Origin of the sequence: Streptomyces sp. NBC_01288 (assembly GCF_035982055.1) — a bacterium.
Taxonomy (GTDB): domain Bacteria; phylum Actinomycetota; class Actinomycetes; order Streptomycetales; family Streptomycetaceae; genus Streptomyces.
The window spans coordinates 7,126,655-7,147,615 of the sequence record NZ_CP108427.1 but is presented as its reverse complement, the minus strand read 5'-3'; the positions used below and the strand labels follow the sequence as shown (position 1 = coordinate 7,147,615).

The following is a 20,961-nucleotide window of genomic DNA, read 5'->3' as shown; positions in this document are numbered from 1 at the left end:
GGGTGTCCCCGGCAGCTGGGGACCGTTGCCCCGACGACCAAGGAGTGCGCCGCGTGTCCACCCTCTTCCCGGCCCTGACGAACCCGGGCGAGCAGCCCGCTCTCCGGTTCGGTGACCGGTCCCTGACCTACGCGGAGCTGGGCGCGGCGGCGGACGCCCTCGCGGCCCGGTGCGCGGGCACCGGCCGGGTCGCCGTCTGGGCCACCCCCTCGCTGGAGACGGCCGTCGCCGTGATCGCCGTACTGCGGGCGGGAGTCGCGGCCGTCCCCCTCAACCCGAAGTCGGGCGAGAAGGAACTCGGCCACATCCTCGCCGACAGCACCCCGACCCTGATCCTGGCCGCCCCGGGCGACGAACTCCCTTCTCCGCTACGGCACTTGGAGCGCGTCGACGTCGAGGTGCGGGGCGCCGGGGGCGCCGGTCCGGCCGTCTCCCCGGGCGACGAGGACCCCGCCCTCGTCGTCTACACCTCCGGCACCACCGGCCCGCCCAAGGGCGCGGTCATCCCGCGCCGGGCGATCGCCACGACGCTGGACGCGCTCGCGGACGCCTGGCAGTGGACCGGCGACGACGTCCTCGTGCACGGGCTGCCGCTGTTCCATGTGCACGGGCTGGTGCTGGGTATCCTGGGCCCACTGCGGCGCGGCGGCTCGGTGCGGCACCTGGGCAGGTTCAGCACGGAGGGCGTGGCACGGGAGTTGAACGACGGCGCGACCATGATGTTCGGCGTCCCGACGATGTACCACCGCATCGCCGAGACCCTCCCCGACGACCCCGGACTCGCCAAGTCCCTCGGCCGCGCACGCCTGTTGGTCTCCGGCTCGGCCGCGCTCCCGGTCCACGACCACGAACGCATCACGTCGGCGACCGGCCGCCGCGTCATCGAGCGCTACGGCATGACGGAGACCCTCATGAACACCAGCGTCCGGGCGGACGGCGAGCCGCGCGCCGGGACGGTCGGAGTCCCGCTGCCCGGCGTGGAGTTGCGGCTGGTCGAGGAGGACGGCACGCCCCTCCCCTCCCACGACGGTGAGAGCGTGGGCGAGATCCAGGTGCGCGGCCCGAACCTCTTCACCGAGTACCTCAACCGGCCCGACGCCACGGCCGCCGCCTTCACCGCCGACGGCTGGTTCCGCACCGGGGACATGGCCGTGCGCGACCCCGACGGCTATGTCAGGATCGTCGGCCGCAAGGCCACCGACCTGATCAAGAGCGGGGGTTACAAGATCGGCGCGGGCGAGATCGAGAACGCGCTCCTGGAACACCCCGGGGTGCGCGAGGCCGCCGTCACCGGCGAGCCGGACCCCGACCTGGGCGAGCGGGTCGTGGCCTGGATCGTGCCGAGCGACCCCCAATCCCCGCCACAGCTGGCCGAGTTGGCCGACCACGTGGCGAGCCGCCTGGCCCCGCACAAGCGCCCCCGCGTCGTCCACCACATCACCGCACTCCCCCGCAACGACATGGGGAAGATCCTGAAGCGCTCCCTGACCACGACCCATGACTGAGCGACCTGTGAGTGAACGCCTGTCCGCGCGCGAGACCCTGGCCCTCGTCACGGACGACACCACCTTCACCGAACTCCCCTACCCGGCAAGGGAGTCCAAGCCCGACGGCCCCCTCGCCTGGCAGGGCTACGACGCCTCACGCGCCCGCGCCGCCGACCGCACCGGCGAGTCGGAGTCGGTGGTGTGCGGCACGGCGACGGTGTCGGGCACGCAAGCGGTGCTGATCGCCTTCGAGTTCGGCTTCCTGGGCGGCTCGCTCGGCGAACGCACCGGGGACCGTCTGGAGGCGGCGTACACGTACGCCCGTGAACACCGGTTGCCGGTCGTGCCGTTGGTCGCCACCGGCGGCAGCCGGCTGCAGGAGGGCATGATCGCCCTCACCCAACTCCAGCGTGTGGCACGCCAGTCGGCGCTCACGAGGGAGGCCGGCCTCCCCCAGATCGCGGTACTGCGCGACCCCACCACGGGCGGCGGCTGGGCCACCCTCGGCGCGGGCGCCGATGTGATCCTGGCCCTGCCCGGCGCCCAGATCGGCTTCGCCGGCTCCCGCGTCCGACCGCCGGACGCGGACCCCACTGCCTACACGGCGGAGGCCCAGGTGGCGGCGGGCGCGGCCGACGCGATCGTAGAACCGGAGCGGCTGAAGGAAACCCTGGAGAGGTGGCTGCGGCTGCTGACCACGCCGTGGGCGGGGCAGGCGCCGGTGCCCGCGGCGCTCGACCGGCCGACTCAGCACACCCCGGTCGGCCCAGCGGCGACCGCGCGAGACGCGGTGCAGGACTCCCGACCGGCCCGCCACACCGAGGCCGACCTCCCAGGGACCGGGCGGGACGCGGCACAGGACTCCGGATCGGCCCAGCCCGCCCAAGCCGACCTCCCAGGGACCGGGCGGGGCGCAGAGCAGCGCGCCCGGGCCGCTCAGCAGACATCGGCCGACGCACCAGTACCCGCGCAAGAAGCCGTGCAGCGCGTCGCGGCCGACTTCCCGGGCACCGGCTGGGAAGCCGTGCAGCGTGCTCGGTCGCCTCAACGGCCGCGTGCCGAGCGCTACTTGGATGCCTACTTCACTCACCGGGTGGCGATCAGCGGTGACCGGTGCGGCGGTATCGACGCGGGGATGCTGTGCGGGTTCGGGGAGCGGGAGGGGCGGACGGTCGCGTATGCCGCGCAGGCCGGGACGGCGACCCGGCCGGCCGGTTATCGGACCGCCGCCCGGCTGATCCGGCTCGCGGACCGGCTCGGCATCCCGGTGCTGACGCTGGTGGACACCCCGGGTGCTGCGAACGACGCCGAGGCGGAACGGCAGGGCGCGGGCGCGGCGATCGCCGACCTGTTCGGCGCGGTGGCGTCCGCCCGCACTCCGCTCACCACGCTGCTGATCGGCGAGGGCGGCTCCGGCGGTGCGCTGGCGCTGGCCGCGCCGGGCAACACCTGGGCCACACCGGACAGTTACTTCTCGGTGATCGCCCCCGAGCTGGCCGCCGCGATCCTGAAGCGGCCATCGGAGGAGACGGAGTCGACCGCGGATCAACTCCACATCCGTCCGCAGGACTTGGCGGAGTTGGGCGTGATCCGGACGGGATCTGTATGAGCGGCGGCGCCGTCTCCCCTCCCAAGGAGACGGCGCCGCCCGTCTGGATCACCGGACTCCTACCGCCCGGACTATCTCCTGTCGGACCGAACCGCCCTGGTCGTCACTCGTGGAGGCCCGTAGCGAGATGTACTGAGCATCCCGGGGCACGGTGAGGGTGCCGCGCCATGACGCGTGACCGCCGGTGAGCTTCACCGTCCGCCACGACTTCCCGTCGTCGTACGACACTTGGAGCGTGCCGCCGACGATCGTCCCGGTGTCCGGCGCGCCCACCACGTACGAGGCGCTGATCCCGACCGGTACCCGGCCGCCGCCCCGCACGTCGCCCGCGAGGTCGGTGTCGACGTCGAAGGCGAGGTTGAGGAGAGGGAGGAAGGTCCACCGATCGGCAGGCGTGGCGACCGAGTTGAAGGTCCACTCGGCATGGCCCTCGGTGGAGAGTTCCCAGCGGCCGGGGTCGAGGGCGGTGTCGGTGACGACCTTGTAGGTGTGTTCGTCGGCGGGCGCGTCCCAGTCGTAGGCGCCGGAACTGGTCCGCCGGTCGACCAGGGTGCCGTCCCGGTACACCTCGGTGGTCTGGGTCATGCCGCTGTCGGCGCTCCACGCGTCGCCGAATCCGGTGTGGTCGGGTCCGGAGTCGCCCCACCCGGGGGTGTTGAACTGAAGCTGGTTTCCCGACCGTTGCTGTCCCCACCCGAGCCCGGTGCCGAGCCACGGATGCCACACGGGCTTGAACCAGTCGAGGGTCCGGTGCGTCCCGCCCGTGTACTGGACCAGCCCGCTGCGCTCCTCCAGCGTGCCGTCCCCGACCGTCACGGACTCCGACCAGCGCTGCCCGGGACCGGTCGACACGTAGTCGGTCCGCTCGGCCGGGTAGTCGATGCGCTCCTGGAAGCCGAGGCCGATGGGGAAGGCATCGGTGATCGAGTAACGGAACTCCCCGCCGCTCACCGGCTTCCCCGGCTTCACCGCGTGGAACTTCGTGTCCAGGACGGCGAGTTGACCGCGGCTGGGCGCGTAGGCGAGATCGGCGTTCGGGATCGCGCCCTGGTGCCCGGCCGAAAGATCGTATGTGTAGGGCGTGTTGCGCGTCCCGGTCATGTCGACCGTCTTCGCCGCGCGCAGCCGTGCCGCGTCGGCGGCGTTCACCGAGGCGATCTGGAGCGTGCGGTCGGAGCCGTCGTCCGCTCCCCACCAGGCGCTGAGCCGCCCGGCCACGTCGTCCGTCACGAACAACGCCTTGGCGCCCGCGTCCTGGGCGGCCTGCGCGAGCGCGACCGGATCGGCACCGTCGCCATCGCCGTCGGCGAGGTGGGCGAGCACCGCGCGACCCCGGACGGCAGGGGTCATGGGACCGTCCCCGACGTCCACCAACGGCAGCCGACTGTGCCCCTCGATCAGCGTTCCGCCCGACTGCACGACGGCCTCACCGACCCCCTTGACCTCCGACAACGGCTTCCCGAGCCGCCACACGGTCCGGTACTCGAAGCGGCCCTGAGTGACCTTCTCCGTCGGGGCGGCGAAGACGCTGTCGTACGTCACCGGCACCTGGACGGCGTCGAAGAGATCGGAGCCGTTCGCGTCCCGGTCGTACTCCATGACCAACTGCCGTGTCTCCGTGCGCTGTTGGACCTTCGCGCTGACCTCCCTGAGCCGCCGCCCGTCCAGGGTGACCTCGCGGTCCCGGTCCAGGGTGATCTGGGGCGCCGCGAGGAAACCGAGCCCGAGCGAGTCGGCACCGTGGCTGCCGCGCACGTCGAGGAAGGAGGTCAGGCTGTAAGTCCCGGGCTGGAGCCGGAGTTTGAGGGTTCCGGAGTCGCCGACGGCCGCCGGGTAGGGGTCGTGGCCCTGGGCCAGTCGCTGCACCACCAGGTCGGCGGCCGTGGCGGCCCCGTCCCGGTCCTTCACGTGGACGGTGAGCGTGTACCGCTCGTCCTCCTTGACCAGCCCGAACGCCGTGTGGGCTACGGGAGTTCCGGCGACGGAGGCGACGATCCGTCCGCTGGTGTTCCCGACCTCGGCCTTCGCACCGTCGCCGGTCACCGTGGTGGAGGCGGTGCCGTGCGCGGGCACGGTGAGGGTGGAGTCGGCGAGGGTGGCGACACCGGCCGGAGCACCCTGTGCGGCAAGGCTCAACTGGACATCGGCGTCGGAGGAGTTGGCGTAGGTGAGGGTCTTGGTGACCGGCTTGTCGCCGTCGTACGGCCAGCTGTAGAAGCCGAGGTCGGCGCTGCCGGTGGCGGTGATACGGGCGTCGACGGCATCGGGCACGTTCACCCGACCTGCCCCCAACTCGTACACGGAAGCGTCCAGTTGCTTGGACGTGGACATCAACGCGTCCTTGATCTCCGTACCGCTCCAGTCGGGATGCTCCTGGGCGAGCAGCGCGGCGACCCCCGCCACGTGCGGTGTCGCCATCGACGTACCGCTCATGGAGGTGTAGTACCCACTGCCGTCGACGAGTTGGGAGCGGGCGGCGAGGATGTCGACGCCGGGTGCGGAGAGGTCGGGCTTGAGGGCGTTGTCGCCGTAACGCGGCCCGGCGCTGGTGAAGTAGGCGGCCTGGTCGTTCGCGTCGACGGCGCCGACGGTGAGCGCGGAGTCGGCGGCGCCGGGTGAGCCGATGGAGGAGGGGGTGCCGGTGTTGCCGGCGGCTATGACGAAAAGCGCCCCGGTCTCGCTGCTCAACGAGTTCACGGCCTGCGCCATGGGGTCGGTGCCGTCGCTGGGTTCGGTCGAACCGAGGCTCATGGACACGACTTTGGCGTGCACGTCCCGCGCGGCCCACTCCATCCCGGCGATGATCTGCGACTCGCTCCCGGAGCCCTGGTCGCTGAGCACCTTGCCCACGGCGAGGGTGGCGTCCGGGGCAACTCCCTTCTCCTGTCCGGCAGATGCGGCACCGCTGCCGCCGACGGTGGAGGTGACGTGGGTGCCGTGTCCGTTGCGGTCGGCGACGTCCTCGCCGTCGATGAAGCTCTTGGTGACGGAGACCCGCCGGTCGAGGTCGGGGTGGGAGAGGTCCACTCCCGTGTCCAGTACGGCGACCGTGACCCCCTTGCCGGTCAGCCCGGCCTCCCAGGCGTGCGCCGTGCCGATCTGCGCGTTGCTCTCGGCCATGTCGGCGGTCACCCGCCCGTCCAGCCAGACCTTCCGCACCCCGTCCTGCCGGGTGAACGCCCGCCAGAACCCGCGCCCCTTGTCCGCGTCGAGGGCGGCCCCGCGCACACTCGCGAGGGTCCGCGTCCGCTCGGCGCCGCGCGGGGTCGCCGTCGACGCCCCCTTGTCGTACGTCACGATCAGCGGCAGCTCGTCGGTCGTCCGGTCGGCGAGCCCCTGCCGTAGCAGCTCACTCACGTCGAAGAGCCGTCGGTCGAGGGTGCCCGCGCGCAGGTAGGGGAGAGCCTCGTCCGGTACGACGGTGATGTCGGCGTTGGCCATCTGGGTGCGGACGGCTCCGGTGGCACCCTGGGCGCGCTCGACGCTCACGGTCTTCCGGCCGCCCGCGAGGTCGGTGACGGTGACTTTGTCGCCGGTGACGAGGGTGACGGTGCGAGTCGGGCTCGCGGTGGGGGCGACAGCGGTCAGGGTGCCCGGGGCCGCGTATGCCTGGGTGGCCGGCAACAACGCGGCCACGAGCCCGGCCGACAGCAGCACCGCCCCGCGTCTGACCGGTCCTCTGCTTCCTCTGCTCATGCACGCCCCTCTTCGTTGAACCGTCGAGTTGTCGAGCCGTCGAGTGCTGTGAAGAGTGTCGTGTGCCTTGTGGCGCAAGGGAGTTGAATGGAGCTGGCGGATTGACGCCCCGGCGGTTTCCCGCCAACGCGGCGTCACGAGGACGCCCTCCACTGCCCTTTACGTGCTCTTTAACTCGGGCATTACGGACAAATACCCCCATTTAGCGGCACCCCGCCCGGCCCACCACAAGGCGCGCCCGCTCCAGCGCCCCCGCACGATGCGAAAGAGGCCCGCCGCCCGGCGAAGCCCCGGTCCGCGCTCTCGGGAGAACCTGCCATGACCGTCAGTCTGGAGCAGTTGCGACGCTGCCATTTCGCCGTCGACCTGGGTGCCGCCCGTACCCGTGTCTACGTCAAGGGCGCCGGCCTCGTCGTCGACCAGCCGTCCGCCGCCGCCGTGAACACGCGGACCGGCGCGCTGATCGCCGTAGGAGAGTTCGCGGAGAAGATGACGGGCCGTACGCCCGACTACATCCGGGTGGTCCGGCCGGTGTCCGGCGGGACCGTCGTCGACATCGAGATGGCGCAGCGCATGCTGCGGCACCTGATCGGCGACAAGGTCCGCCGCGCGCTGCGCCGCAAGCCCCGGCTGCGGGCCGCCGCCTGCACCCCGCACGACGCCGATCCGCTGGCGCAGCGGGCCGCGATCGAGACGCTGGTCGGGCTCGGGGCGCGCCGGGTGGAGCTGGTCGACACGCTGATCGCCGCCGCCGTGGGCTGCGGGCTGCCCGTCGAGCGGCCCGAGGCGACCATGATCATGGTGTGCGGGGCCGCCGCGACGCAGGTCGCCGTGCTCTCCCTCGGCTCGATCGTGACCGCCGAGCGCATTCCGGTGGGCGGCGAGGCCGTGGACCACGCGATCGTTCAACACCTGCGCCACGAGCACGAGTTGATGCTGCCGAGCCAGTCCGTACGGCCGTTGCAGCTCGCCCTCTCCGGTAACGGTCTCACCCCGCACGGCCCGACCACCACCGAGATCCACGGGCGGGACGTGGCGAGCGGCCTCGCGCGTTCCGTACGGGTCGACACCGCGGCCGTACGGGACGCGATCGAGACCCCGCTGACCGCCGTGCTCGACGGGATCGGCCGGGTGCTGCGCAACTGCCCGCCCGACCTGGTGGCCGACCTCGCGGACCGCGGGATCATGATGGTCGGCGGCAGCGCGCTGCTCCCCGGCTTCGACCAGATGCTACGCGCGGCGACCGGGATGCCGGTGCACATCGCCGAGCGGCCGGACGTGTGTGCCGTACAGGGCCTGGGCTACATGCTGGAGGGCAAGATCGAGCCGCTGGTCCTGGACCCGCTGGCCACGGCCTGAGCCGGGACCGGGCCGATCCGCCTGACGGCGTCCCCGACCTCTCCCGCCTCCTCGAAGCCGTCCTGAGCGTCGGTTCCGAGCTCGAACTGCGCACCACCCTCCAGCACATCGTGGACGGCGCCGCCGAGCTGACCGGTGCGCGGTACGCGGCGCTCGGGACCACGGACCCCGGGCAGGACGGCCTCACCGAGATCCGTACGGGCGGGGCCGAGCCGCCGCCCGCGGGGGTGCTCAGCGTGCCGATCCACGTCCACGACGAGGTGTTCGGCCACCTCCACCTGGCCGGCAAGCAGCACTCCGCCCCCTTCACCGCCGAGGACGAGCAGTTCCTGCACGTGCTCGCCGCCCAGGCCGGCATCGCGATCGGCAACGCCCGCCTGTACGAGACGGCCCGGCAGCGCGAACGCTGGATCGAGGGCGCGGCGGCCGTCACCACCGCGCTGCTCACCGGCGAGACCGCGGCCGACGCCCTGAAGACGGTCGCGGAGGGCGCCCGGGCCCTCGCCGACGCCGCCGCGGGCGTGATCCTCCAGCGCACGGCGGCGGGCGGCATGGAGATCGTCATCGCGTCCGTCCACGAGGACCCGGGCGACATCGTCGGTACGACCATCGAGCCCGGCAGCCCCGTCCTCGTCCAACTCCTGGGCGGCGAACCGGTGTTCATCGACGACTCGGCGACCGACCCGCGCATGACGACGCATGTACGGCACCGGTTCGGCCCGAGCATGATGCTCCCGCTCCAGGCGGACGGCCGCCTCATCGGCACCCTGGCTCTCCCGCGCCGTCCGGGCGACCGCCCCTACACGGCCGTAGAACGGTTGCTGGCAACGCAGTTCGCGTCCCAGGCCGCGCTCGCCCTGGTGCTGGCCGACGCGCAGCACGGCCGTGAACGCCTCGCGGTGTACGAGGACCGTGACCGCATCGCCCGCGATCTGCACGACCTGGTGGTGCAACGCCTGTTCGCCACGGGCATGTTGCTGGAGTCCACGCAGCGCAGAACCGAGGACACCGACCAGGCCCATGAACTCCTCGGGCGTGCGGTGGACGAACTCCAGTCGACGATCCAGGAGGTCCGCACGGCGATCTTCGCCCTGCAACAACCTCCGGCGGAGGCCCCAACGGGCCTGCGGGGCAAGGTACTTCGGGAGGCGGCCGGCGCGTCGGCCGTGCTCGGCCTCCAGCCCTCCACCCATTTCAAGGGCCCGGTGGACACGGTCGTCCCCGACCAGGTGGCGGCCCACCTCGTCGCCGTCCTCCGCCGCGCCCTCACCGCCGCGTCCGCCCGCGCCGCCGTGTCCCGCGTGGAGATCACGATCGACGTGACGACATCGCTGCCGGACGGCCGGGACGCCGTACGACTGAGGGTGCACGACGACGGAGGGACCGGAGATGGAGGGACCGGTGGCGGAGGGACCGGTGACGGCGACGGTGGCGGCACGACGGTCCGTTGGCAGTCGCCCCTGTGAGAGCGGCGCCGGAGGGGGCAGCAGGGCCGGAGGCGGGATGTCAGTAGAGCAGGAAGCGGGGTGTCAGTAGGGCAGGATCCGCCCCGACGGCGTCCTGCGGTCGATGGTGTCGTCGCGGGGCGTGATGGGCCGGCGACTGACGCGAACGCGGATCTGTCGGTTCATGGCGCCCTCCCGAGGCTCATATCTCCTATGCCCCTCTCCTATGCCCCACACTCGTCCTCGCGACTCCCAACAACATCAAGTCCGTACGGTGAGGCCCATGACGACCACCTTCACGCTGCTGCATCCCGGCGCCATGGGCGCGAAAGTGGGCGGCGAGGCGACCCGTACGAGCACCCGAGTGCTGTACGTCCCCACGGGCCGAAGCCCCGCCAGCCTCCAACGGGCCCGTGAGGCGGGCCTGGAGCCCGCCGAGTCCCTCGAATCCGCCCTGGCCGCAAGCGACTTCGTGCTGTCGGTCTGCCCACCGCACGCGGCGGAGGACGTGGCACGAGAGGTCCTCACCCACCCCTTCCGGGGCGTGTACGTCGAGGCCAACGCGATCAGCCCGGACCGTACGCGGCGTATCGCGGCGGCGTGCGCGGAGCGCGGCGTGCCGATGCTGGACGGCTCGATCGTCGGCGGCCCGCCGGGCCCGGCCAGTGCCCCGCGCCTGTACCTGAGCGGCGACGAGGAGCAAGTCGCCCGGGTGGCACGGTCGTTCAAGGACACGCAGGTCGTGGCCCGCCCGCTGGACGCCCCGCTCGGTGCCGCGTCGGCGCTGAAGATGGCGTACGCCTCTTACCAGAAGTCGGCCCGCGTCCTGGCCGCCGTGTCGCACGCCCTCGCCGCCCACCACGGCGTGGCCGCCGAACTCGCCTGCGAGGCAGGCTCGTTGACGTCCAACATCCTCGCCGAGACCGACCAGCTCCCCAGCGCCGCGGCCCGGGCCTGGCGCTGGGCACCGGAGTTGGAGGAGATCGCGGCGACTCTGCGCACGGCGGGACTGCCGGCCGACATGGCGGAGGGCGCGGCGGCGGTGCTGGGCCGGTGGGCGGACGACAAGGACGACTACGACCTGCCGCTGGAGGAGGTACTGGCCCACCTCAGGACGGAGGGCTGAGGGCTGACGACTGACTCAGGGCGCCGTCGTGGGTCCGATGCTCCGCAGCTCCCGCACGGTCCCCCCGAGCCGGGACCGGAACCCCTCCAGCAACTCGGGCACCGCGCTGACGACCCACCGGGTACCGACGAGGTACTTGCCGCCGTAGATGGCGGCGCTGTCGAGCCAGGTCACCTTGAACCGCTCCTCGGGGAAGGTGGTGATCCGGTACTCGCCCTGCTCGGTACGGCACAGCCCCTCGCGCAACTCCTCCGCCTCGACCCGGATCTCGGCGGTGCAGCCGGTCAGGCCGGCGATCACCTCGACCTTGGCGGGGGCGACTACTCCGGCTTCGGGGGCGGCGGTCACCGAGGTCGCGGCCGACTTGCGTTTCTCCTCGGCGACGTCCTCGCCCCCGCCGCATGCGACGGCCAGCGGGAGCAGGGCGAGTGCGGCGCCGCGGCGCAGGCGGGTGGTGTGGGCTCGGGATGACGACTGCAGTGTCTGGTGGGTCACGACAGGGGGTACGGGTGTGCCGCGCCCCCTGTTCACCCCGGAACGGTCAGCCCTGGGCCAGCACCACGATCCCGCCCAACAGCAGAAAGACCCCACCCGCGAAGGCCAGCCCGGCGAGACCGGCCAGCACCGCCGGCCGCAGGATCACCGACGACGACGGCGCCGCGGCCGCGCTCAACTGCCTGCGCCGCAGCCCGAGGGCCCGGATCCCGGCGAACACGGCCATCAGGCCGATGATCAGATACGCCATGACGTCAGTCCTCCGGGGTTTCGAGCAGTTCCGCGAGCTTGGTGATCACGGTGGACGGGGGGCCTTCTGCGAGGGGTTCCGATCGGCCGGGCGCCCAGAGCTGGAAGCGGCCCGGTGCCAGAAGGAGCACGGATGCCAGGATCCTGGAGTCGAACGGGTCCGGCATGAGGAGAAGGTTGTGCCCCAGGGTCGGGAAGAACCGGCTCACCGTCGGGTTCCGCGCGGCCAGTTCGAGCAGTTCCCGGTCCGGCTCCGAGGCGTCACGGCGGACGATCCTCCACTGCGTCTCCAAGGCGTCGCCGCGCTCGTAGGCCAGTTCCAGTTCCGAGAACTCCACGAAGGGCCAGCGCCGGGCCATCTCCTCCAGTCCGGTCCCGGCGAGCCAGGCGAGGGCCGCCTCGGCCACCGCGCCGGTGTCCGGCGAGGCGCCGTGGGCCCACTCCCAGTCCTGCCGCCGGAACCGAAGAATGTAGGTGTCGACCCCAGGGATCACGGACACCAGCGAACGGCCGTCACTCATCGTCGCGACGGCCGCCTCGGGCCGGTCCTCCCGCGGCGTGAACACATGGGGTGCGTCCACGCCGATCCCGGTGTTCAGCTCGGCGGCCAGCGTCACACCGGCCAGGGCCTCGGAAGAAGGCGTCATGCTCGTCATCCCGCAGGTTTCGGCATCTGCGATTTCGGCACGGGGTTGCCGTTCATGAACCATCTGATTCCTCCCCAGTCACGCGGCCCGTCAGAGTCCACCACGGCGTAGTAGTGGATTCTGTACATCTCCCACTCCGTGCCTCGACCGACCTTCCATCCGTTGTTCTTGCCGTTCGTGACCGCGTTCATGAAGATCTCGATGGGGGTGAACGAGCCCTTCATGTCCTTGTCGAGGGTGCCCAGGTCCACCACGATATCGACGCCCGGGTTCTGAAGTGCCGCGTTGACCTCGTCCACCCACTGCGGCGTGCTGATGCTGAGGTAATTCTGGTAGTTGGGGCCGTTGAAGGTCATGCCCCCCTCCTGCCGAGCGAGCGGCTCACCCAGATTCAGGACGCCGAGCACGACCGTGTCACCGGGGCCGGCCTCGATCCCGCGTACCACCTTGGTGCTGTGGCAGTCGCACATGTTCGAATGACCCGCGACCTTACAGGCGTTGTGCACGAGCACCGGTACCCCGCCCGCCACCACGTAGTACGTGTGCAACTCGCGGACCGTCAGGTTGTACCGGTAGGCCGCCCCCGGCGTCGCCCGTACCCCGGCGATCAGAACGTGGTGGCCGTCCTCCGTGGTGAGCGAGTCTCCCGGCGTCAGCTTGCCCGCCGGTACCCAGGTGTGCAGGGTGACATCCCAGAAGGGATGTTTCGATGTCGTGTGCAGGGTCGCCTTACGGCCGTGGCCCGGGCTCACCGTGACGTCGATCAGATCCTTGTCGTAGTGGACGAGTGTCGCGACGACGTCACGCGTGCCCGAGTGTTTCCCGGTCCTGGCGTCGGCCGACTCGACCTTGTCACCGGTCTTGATCTTGCCGATCGCCTTGGTCCTGCCGCTCGCCATGAGGACGGGCGTATCCGGCGAGAAGCTGCACTGGCCGCCCTCCTCCGTCCCCGAGTTGCCCGTGCCCGGGTCGTCCGAGGACGCCGACGCCTTCCGTGCGGCCGCCGCGTCCTGCTGGACGTCGGACTTCTTCGGCTCGGCCGCGTTCTTGCCGGCCGCGTCGCTCGCGGCGTCCTTGCCCGCGCTCGCGTCGCCCGCGGCGTCGCCCGAGCCGCCGGAGCTGCCGGAGCCGTCGTGCGGGGCCGGTTCCGCGGCGGCCTTGGGGGCCGCGTCGCCGCCGCCTCCCGCGGGTGGTGAGTCGCCTTCCTCCGCGGCGAATCCGCCGCCACCACAGCCCATGGCCGCGCAGTCGCCGCCGACCATGCCGCTGAGCATTCCGACGCCCTCGGCCGCGCCGAGCACGCAGGCCGGTGCGGCGACGACGGTTCCGGCGCAGGCCGAGACGACCACCGCGACGGCGACCACCACGACGACCACCGTGACCACGGTGGCGACCACGGGCAGGGCCTTCTTGAAGTAGTGCCCGGCGCAGCCGAAGAAGCCGTGGCAGCCTCCGCTGTGGTGCTTCTTCTGACCGCTGGAGGTGCTGGTGTCGGCGGCCGCCCTGTCGTTGGCGGAGGCGCACTTGGCGTCGCAGCCGGCTCCCCCGCCGCCGTCGTTCACCAGCATCAGACCGCTCGGGTCCGCCCCGCTCGCCGGGTTGTCGGCGGCGTAGGTGTAGCCGCCCATCTGGTTGGGGTCGCCGGGTTCGAAGAGGGGGTCGGGGGTGAGGAAGCGGCCGGTGACCGGGTCGTAGTTACGGGCGCCCAGGAGGTTGAGCCCTGTGGTGGCGTCCGCCGGCTGGCCCAGGAAGCCGTGGTTCTCGTCCGGTGCCACCCATGAACTCGGCTTTGTGCCGCGCGGGTTGCCCCACGGGTCGTAGGCGCGGCGGGTGACGGTCAGGGCGGACGCGTCGATGGCGGTGACGGACGTGGCCTGGCCGTTGGCGATCTGGTAGCTGACCGAGCCACTGCTGGAGCGGGTGACGGTCGTGCCGTCCGGGCCTGTGACGTTGCGCAGTCCGGTCCAGGTCTTGGCGGAGACGTTGAGCGTGATCTGCTCGGCGCCGCCGAAGAGATAGAGGACGCGGGTCTTGTCGGTGCCGTCGACGGCGGCGGTCTGCTCCAGCAGGTCGCCCTGCGCGTCGTAGAGGTACTTGCTGGTGTTGGTGTGGGTGCCGGAGGTCGTGGCGACGGTGGCGGTGCGGCCCTCGGCGTCGTAGGTGAAGGTCTGGGACTGGCCCGCCGGTACGGCGCCGGTGGCGGCGCCGGTCCAGGTCTGGCCGCTGCCGCCGCAGGTGGCGATGGTGAGCTGGGTGCCGGCGGTGGATGAGGCCGCCGGGTCGGTCAGGCAGACCGCGCTGTTGGCGGCCGGGACCAGGGTGCCGGTGGTGGTGACCTTCCACTTCTGGGTGGCGTCCGTCTTGCAGGTGTCGATCACCACGAGGGTGCCCGCGGTGGTGGCGTTGCCGGTGGTGTCCAGGCACAGGCCGAGGACCTTGACCGTGCCGTCGGTGCCGATCGTCCACTTCTGGCTGGTGGCCGCGCCGCACGTGGCGATCTGCACCTTGGCGCCCGCCGTGGTCGATCCGCCCGCGTCCTCGACGCACCGCTTCCCGCCGCCGGAGATCGTGAACGCGGTGGACAGCGGCCCGGTGGACGTGACCTTCCGGCTGATGGTGTCGCCCGCGTTCACGTTGGCGTAGGCGGGGTCGGTGTACGTCGGGGTGGTGGTCGCGGTGCCGGTGCCGGGGTTGGCCAGGGTGGCCGTGCCCGCCTGGTCGGGCAGGGTGGCCGGCGCGGTGCCGTCGGTGCCGGGGTAACTGATGCTCTGCGTCGTGTCGTTGAGGGCGTTGCCGGTGGTGTCGTGGGTGACCGTGCCGGTGCGGTCGCCGAGTTGGTCGTAGGTGTAGGTCTGCCAGTACGGGGCGGGACCGCCGACCGTCGACGTCTTGATCGGGGACGTGGTGCCGGTCTGCACCCTGGCCGTGGTGCAGCCGCCGACCGCGCCGACCGCCGCGGCGTTCGGGTCGGTGATGCCCGCGGTGTCCGTCCAGGCGGCGGTCAGCCGCTGGAAGGAGTCGTAGGTGAAGCACTGGGTGTCGTGCGTGGTGTTGTTCTGGAGGTCGTCGATCGAGGTGACTTCGCCGGCCTGGTTGTAGCGGAGGTTGACGACGTCCAGGGCGGTCGTGGACGTCTGGAGCATGCTCGACGTCTGGGTGACCCGTCCGGTCGTGGCGTCGTACTGGGCGAAGGTCGCCAGCTCCTTGCCGGTCGGCCCGTAGTTGGTCTGTAGGACGCGTCCGAACGCGTCGTGGACGGTGGTGTCCACATAGGCGGGCGTGTTGGCGGAGCTGATGAAGCCGCCGATGCCGTCGAGGTTGCCCTGCTGGGTGTAGCCGTAGTCGATGTCCTCGGCGGGCAGGTTGCCGTCCGCCTGGTAGTGCGCGGTGGACAGCAGACCGGTGGTCGGGGTGTAGCGGGACGTGGAGGTGTAGGTGACCGTGCCGCTGGTGGGGGCGCTGGACTGGCCGGCGGCGGCGAATCCCTCGGCGGCCGGGATCGTCATGGTGGTGCCCAGCGGCTCGTACGCGGTGTTGTAGCCGGTGACCGCCTGCGTGTAGGCCTTGCCCGAGGCGCCACCGACATAGCGAGTCGCGGACGTCTCGTACCCCTTCTCCAGGGTGTCGTAGACCCGGGAGGCGAGCAGCTTGGTGGAGTCGGGGCTCGCGGACCAGGCGGCGGCGTACTCGGCGGTGGGGCGGTTGTCCCAGTCGTAGGTGAAGGAGAGCGCCTGGCCGCGCGGGTCGGTGGTCTGGAGGAGGTTGCCGGCCAGGTCGTACTTGTCGTACGTGGTCTTTCCGGCGTTCGGGTCGGTCTGCGAGGTCTTCTGGCCGAGCGAGTTGTACTTGTACGACCAGGCGTTGCCGGCGCTGTCCTTGATCGAGTCGATCTGGCCGGCGGCGGTGTAGGTGTAGCGGGTGGTGGCGTCGGCCGCCGGGACGGCGCCTGCCGTGCCCTGCTTCCACAGCACCGAACCGGCGGAGGAGACGACGGCCGCGGTGGAGTCGTCGCGCACCTGGAAGGTGGCGCCGGTGCTCGCCGTCAGACCCGTGCTCCACAGCTGGGCGGCGGCCGTGCTGTAGACGGCCAGGTTGCCGTCGGTGCCGAACTTCGCCCAGGCGCCCGCGTTTCCGCTCGTGCCGGAGGACCAGACGGTCTTGCCGGTCGCCAGCGCGGAGAGCACGAGGTTGCCGTCGGCCTGCATCGACAGCCGCACGCTGTCGGAGGTCAGCGAGGTGCCCGAGGGGATCACCGAGCCGCCGGTGAGGGTGGCCGTGGAGCCGGTGTTCTTCACGACCGTGCTGGTGGTCTGGCCGACGGCGTTGCTGAAGGTGGCCGTGGACCGGCCGCCCGCGGGAGCCGTGGTGTCGGCCTCGTCGGCGCCCGGGTAGCTGCTGGAGCCGTGCCACTGCTCGACGGCCTGGTGCCACAGGGTCTGCCGCAGCGGCCGGCCCTGGCCGTCGTACGTGGTGGTGGTCTCCGAGGGGATCTGGTTCTCGTTCGCCGCGTACAGCGTGGTGGAGGGGAGGTTGTCCGGCTCCGAGTAACCGGCGTACGACGCGGTCTGCCAGCCGTGCGAGTCGTAGAAGGTGTCCGAGACGATCCGGCCGGAGTCGGAGTCGCCCATCGCGGTGGACTGGGTCTGGCGCGGCTGGAGCATCCCGTCGTAGATGGTGATCGAGGTGGCGTACGTGCCGTCCTCGCGCAGCGTCTTCGAGGTGACCGAGGTCGGGGCGCCCGGCTGGGTGACCGTGTCGCCGGGGGCGGGGACGGCGCCGGGGTCGATCGAGTACGCGAAGGTCTCGTCCGCGCTCTGTCCGGACGACTTGTCCCGGCCCGGCAGCCATACGGCGGTGCGCCGGCCGAGCGCGTCGTACGTCATGTCGGTCTTGCGGCCGTTGGCGTCGACACTCTCCAGGGTCAGTCCGCGCAGTGCGTCGAGGGTCGAACTCACCTTCCAGCCCTGGCTGTTGACGGAGGACTTGCCGGTGGCGTCGGTGTTGCCGCCGGAGCTGCTCCACGCCGGGTCGAAGTCGGTGTGGGTCTTCTGTCCGGTGGCGTCGTAGGAGTCGGTGACACGGCCGCCGCCGTCGTAGTCCATGGCGGACGTCGTCTGCCAGTTCTCCGTGGAGCCGGTGAAGCCGGTGGCGGTCTGGGTGCCGGTGACCTGCCCGGCGGCGGTGACCTGGCCGAAGGTGCCGAGGCCGGAGAGGGTGCCGTCGCCCGCGTAGTACATCTTCTTGTCCGTCAGCAGGCTGCTCGCGCCGACCGCGGTTCCGCAGGAGCCGATGACCGAGGTGACCCGGTCCGCGTAGGACAGCATCATCGAGTTCGACGCCGGCGGGCTCGCATAGGTCGTGGTGGCGCACTTCTCCTGGTTCGGATCGGTGCCGTCACCATGTCCGTTGACGGTGGAGAGGCGGCCCTGGCCGTCGTACGAGGTGTCGGTCGTCGTGTGCCGCCAACTTCCGTCCGCCAGGCGCTCGTACTCCCGTGAGCTGCTGGTGGAGATCCGGTGCGCGGTGAGGTCGGGCAGCGTGGACAGGGCCGGCTTCGTGTCGCCGGGGTTGTCCTCCTGGGTCCAGTCCGTCCACGGCGTCTGATCGGCTGAGGCGCTGGTGGCGAAGGTGAACGGGCCGTTGACGCTGACCGCGTCGACCGTGCCGCCGGCCTCGGTGTAGGTGTCGTCCTCAAGCGTGGCGCCGGCGAGTTGGTCGGCGTCGGTGACGCTCAGGACGGTGCTGCCGCCCGCCTTGGCGTCGACGGTGACGGAGCGACGGGTGCCGTCGGCCCGGTAGTCGCCGTCCATGCCCTGGAGATAGGTGGTGGTCTGCTGGGTGACCGGCTCCGGTGTCTGCCCGGTCTGCACGGTGACCGTACGGAAGCCGCGGAACTGGTCCCAGGTCCGGTACTGGTCGTCGGTCAGCGCCGAGTCGTCGCGGTGCCAGGCCGGGCCCGCGTAGCTGTAGCGGGAGACCTGGGTCTCCGAGCCCGCCGGATTTTTCTGGGCGTCGGGCTTGTACTGGCCGGCGATGGTGAGGTCGGACACGGCCACGCTGTTGACGGTGACCTTGTTGAACCAGTCCGCGATCGGCTTGGACGCGCCGGGGACGCTCCAGTAGACGGGATAGCAGGAGTTCGTGTTGCTGTCCGCGTGGGCGATCGACAGCGTCTTGCCCGCGCAGGGCGCGGAGTTGTACTCGACCGCGATCGACTCGCCGGTCTCGGTCTGGATGCTGGATATGCGCGGCCGGTACAGCGGCGGGGCCGACGGGTTGTCGTCGTTCACCCGGTTGTCGATCTCGGTGCCGGTGAACGACACCTGGTTCAGCGCGATGTCACTGTTGCCGTTGTCGTAGGTGCCCTTGCCGGTGTGTCCGACGGACTGTAGCCACATCACGGCCTGGAGCATCCCGGCGTCCTTCGGGTCCACCGTGGTGCCGGTGACCGGGTCGACGGTGCCGCCCGCGTCCGAGTAGACCTGGCCCAGCTTGTAGGAGTCGACCGCGGTGAGCTGGTCGGTCGCCTTCACATGGACCTTGGTCGTGATGGAGTCGAGGCGGGTGGTGGTCCAGAAGCTGGGGCCCGCCGTGACGCACACGTCCTCGGGCACCTTGGTGGCGCCGTCCGGGAGTTTGGTCTTGTCCGTCGAGTCGCAGTGCAGGTCCCAGGGCACGTCCGGCCAGTGCGTGGCGGTGCTGTCCTTGAGGTTGCCGGCCGAGCAGTCGGTGAACGTGCCGGTGGTCTGGCAGCGCTGGGCCAGGCCGAAGTCCACCTCGGCCGCCGGGGTCCGCCCGGCCTTCTCGTCAGCGAGCGTGTAGCCGTACGAGATCAGCGTGAGCGCGCCGCCCCGGGTGTACGAGGTGAGGGTGCCGGTGTCGTCCGGGTCGTCGGTCTCGCCCGCCTGGCCGCCGCCGAGGTCGTAGTAGTTCGACTCGGTGGTGTAGTCGTAGCGCTGCACGAATCCGGTCGGCGACACCACGAAGTCGAGGTTCCAGCGCCAGCCTTCGGGCTTGTCGCACTGCGAGGCCTTGCCCTTGGCGCTGGTGTTGCAGGGGTCCGAGGAGCGCGGGTGCAGCACCGGCACGCCCCACGCGGAGTGTGTGGAGTCGTCGGCGGGGGTCGAGGCCATGGTGGCGTCGGTGCCGGCGCCGCTGGGCGCGTGGTCGGCGCCGAAGTAGGCCGCGGTGCCGTCGGTGGTCAGGACCCGGTAATAGACGCCGTCGTGCAGTCCGTTGGCGGCTCCGGACAGCTCCTGTACGACGGTGCCGTCGTCGCCCTGAAGGCGCCACTGCTTGATCTCGCCGGCGACTCCCGTGTCCACCCCGTCGGGCACCAGCACACCGGAGTGCGAGCCGAAGGACAGCGTGGCGTTGTCCCCGCCCCAGCACTCGTCACCGGAGCCCTTGAGGATCTTCTTGCCGTCGGAGTCGAGGAGCGAGCCGCAACTGCGGTAGCTCCGCTCCACGGAGCCGACCTGGTAGCTCCAGCCGTCCCCGACCCAGGAGGACTGGGAGTTGCGGGCGGTGGTCTCGCCGTCGACGGACTGCGAGTCGTAACTCAGGCCTACGGAGGGTGCGTTGCCGCCGATCGCGGCGGGCACGGAGACGGGGTAGGCGTAGGTGAACGAGCCGGTGGCGGAGGCCTGCCAGGTGCCTGCGGCCGAGAGCGCGGTGGCGCCGTAGTCGCCCTGGGAACCGGAGGTGCCGGAGGTGACGGCCAGCGCGGTGGTGTCCGCGGCGGCGGCCGCCGTCAGCGGGGCGGTGCGGGCCGACATGGTCCGCGGGCCGGTCGTGTCGCTCGCCGGTGACGGCGACGAGGAAGGTGACGCGGAGGGCGAGGGGGACGAAGAGGATGACGCGGATGCGGACGCGGACGGCGACGGTGAAGTCGCCGGTACCGTCCCGTCCGTCGCCGCCGAGGCCAGAGTGAGCGTCGCCGTCAACTGCTCGGCGCCCGCCCGGTTGGTGAAGTCGACGGGGGTGGGCTTGCGGCACTCCGGCCGTTCCGGTGTGGTCAGCGCGCAGCCCGGCAGCTGGACGAGCCGCAGTCGCGAACCGTAGCCGCCGCCGTACGCCTTGGCGATCGACGCGTAGTCGACGACCACCTTCACCTTGCCGTGCGCGGACGCCGCGCCGGACGGGGTGATGCCCAACAGCATGCCGTTGGCCCCGGCCTTGAGGGTCTGGGCGTGGGACGCGGTCTGTACGCGCACCTCACCGGCACCGGTCCCCTGCCCGGCGGGCGCGACCCAGACCGGCAGGTCGCCGGCCTTGACCGGTTTCGCGGTGGCACGGCCGCCCAGGGCGACGGTGGCGGTGTCGGCCGCGGGCCACCGCGCCGACCGCGCCCGGTAGGTTCCCGGCGCCTTGTATCCCTTGGGGTGCGCGGACGCCTTCGGCTGGAGGAGGTGTGCGCCCACGGCCGGGGTGGCCGGGAGCTTCTTCGGCTTCCACACGGTGCCGTCGAACGCGAAGCCGCCGTGATGGCCGAAGGCGGGGTCGTCGGAGTGGCCGGGGAGGAAGCCGGGGGTGCCGAACCCCGCGGCGACGGCCACCGGCAGCAGCAGCGCGAAGAGGGCGACGGGAACGGCCCACAGGCCGAGGCCGCCAAGGAGTCTTCGGTGCCACACGCCCACGAACCAGCGCCGTCTGCCACTCACGTGCAACCCCCCGGAGCACGGCCTTGATGGGCCGTCACATCGTTTGACCACACGGGTGAGTGATCGAGCGGAGGCTAAGTACGGCCATGATCGCGACTCAAGACTCTTTGCCTATTCCATGAAATATCCGTGCCTTTGCTTGACAGATCCTGTGCAGTTTCTGTGCCGAAATGATCAGTGCCGTC

The 20,961-nt window shown here is 71.4% G+C and carries 10 protein-coding genes; 5 read left to right on the top strand and 5 right to left on the bottom strand.

Annotation, left to right across the window (positions count from 1 at the left end):
* Positions 1-53 precede the first annotated feature (53 nt).
* Positions 54-1,505 carry an acyl-CoA synthetase gene (locus OG194_RS32335; protein ID WP_327404305.1) on the top strand — a complete coding sequence of 484 codons (1,452 nt, stop codon included), beginning with the start codon at positions 54-56 and terminating at the stop codon, positions 1,503-1,505.
* On the top strand, positions 1,498-3,096 hold the full coding sequence (locus OG194_RS32330; protein WP_327404304.1) for a carboxyl transferase domain-containing protein: 1,599 nt from the start codon (positions 1,498-1,500) through the stop codon (positions 3,094-3,096). Before OG194_RS32335 ends, OG194_RS32330 begins: the two co-directional genes overlap by 8 nt.
* A 48-nt stretch (positions 3,097-3,144) precedes the next feature.
* Here OG194_RS32330 and OG194_RS32325 read toward each other — a convergent pair whose 3' ends face one another.
* On the bottom strand, positions 3,145-6,792 hold the full coding sequence (locus OG194_RS32325) for a S8 family serine peptidase (RefSeq protein ID WP_327404303.1): 3,648 nt from the start codon (positions 6,790-6,792) through the stop codon (positions 3,145-3,147).
* A 318-nt stretch (positions 6,793-7,110) separates the two neighbouring features.
* Here OG194_RS32325 and OG194_RS32320 point away from each other — a divergent pair, with 318 nt between their 5' ends.
* The 3 genes from OG194_RS32320 (at position 7,111) to OG194_RS32310 (ending at position 10,722) form a co-directional block, all read left to right on the top strand.
* Positions 7,111-8,151, top strand: coding sequence for a rod shape-determining protein (locus tag OG194_RS32320; RefSeq protein WP_327404302.1), 1,041 nt, complete (start codon positions 7,111-7,113; stop codon positions 8,149-8,151).
* Complete coding sequence (locus tag OG194_RS32315; RefSeq protein WP_442811815.1) at positions 8,148-9,617, top strand: GAF domain-containing protein; 1,470 nt, start codon at positions 8,148-8,150, stop codon at positions 9,615-9,617. The genes OG194_RS32320 and OG194_RS32315 overlap by 4 nt, the downstream gene beginning before the upstream one ends.
* A gap of 262 nt (positions 9,618-9,879) precedes the next feature.
* Positions 9,880-10,722, top strand: coding sequence for an NAD(P)-dependent oxidoreductase (locus OG194_RS32310; protein WP_327404301.1), 843 nt, complete (start codon positions 9,880-9,882; stop codon positions 10,720-10,722).
* 15 nt (positions 10,723-10,737) lie between these two features.
* Here the strand turns inward: OG194_RS32310 and OG194_RS32305 are convergent, their stop codons facing one another.
* The 4 genes from OG194_RS32305 to OG194_RS32290 are packed head-to-tail and all read right to left on the bottom strand — an operon-like array spanning position 10,738 to position 20,776.
* Entirely contained in the window at positions 10,738-11,217 is a 480-nt protein-coding gene (locus tag OG194_RS32305) for a hypothetical protein (RefSeq protein WP_327404300.1), read from the bottom strand.
* A gap of 46 nt (positions 11,218-11,263) precedes the next feature.
* Complete coding sequence (locus OG194_RS32300) at positions 11,264-11,467, bottom strand: hypothetical protein (RefSeq protein ID WP_327404299.1); 204 nt, start codon at positions 11,465-11,467, stop codon at positions 11,264-11,266.
* A gap of 4 nt (positions 11,468-11,471) precedes the next feature.
* On the bottom strand, positions 11,472-12,113 hold the full coding sequence (locus tag OG194_RS32295) for a hypothetical protein (protein ID WP_327404298.1): 642 nt from the start codon (positions 12,111-12,113) through the stop codon (positions 11,472-11,474).
* Positions 12,114-12,118: 5 nt separating this feature from the next.
* A complete protein-coding gene (locus OG194_RS32290) occupies positions 12,119-20,776 on the bottom strand; it encodes a polymorphic toxin-type HINT domain-containing protein (RefSeq protein ID WP_327404297.1) in 8,658 nt (2,885 codons plus the stop codon).
* Positions 20,777-20,961 lie beyond the last annotated feature (185 nt).

Coding starts and splice junctions, on each gene's coding strand:
- OG194_RS32330 (WP_327404304.1), top strand. CDS start 1,498: ATGACTGAGCGACCTGTGAGTGAACGCCTGTCCGCGCGCGAGACCCTG.
- OG194_RS32325 (WP_327404303.1), bottom strand. CDS start 6,792: ATGAGCAGAGGAAGCAGAGGACCGGTCAGACGCGGGGCGGTGCTGCTG.
- OG194_RS32320 (WP_327404302.1), top strand. CDS start 7,111: ATGACCGTCAGTCTGGAGCAGTTGCGACGCTGCCATTTCGCCGTCGAC.
- OG194_RS32310 (WP_327404301.1), top strand. CDS start 9,880: ATGACGACCACCTTCACGCTGCTGCATCCCGGCGCCATGGGCGCGAAA.
- OG194_RS32300 (WP_327404299.1), bottom strand. CDS start 11,467: ATGGCGTATCTGATCATCGGCCTGATGGCCGTGTTCGCCGGGATCCGG.
- OG194_RS32295 (WP_327404298.1), bottom strand. CDS start 12,113: ATGACGCCTTCTTCCGAGGCCCTGGCCGGTGTGACGCTGGCCGCCGAG.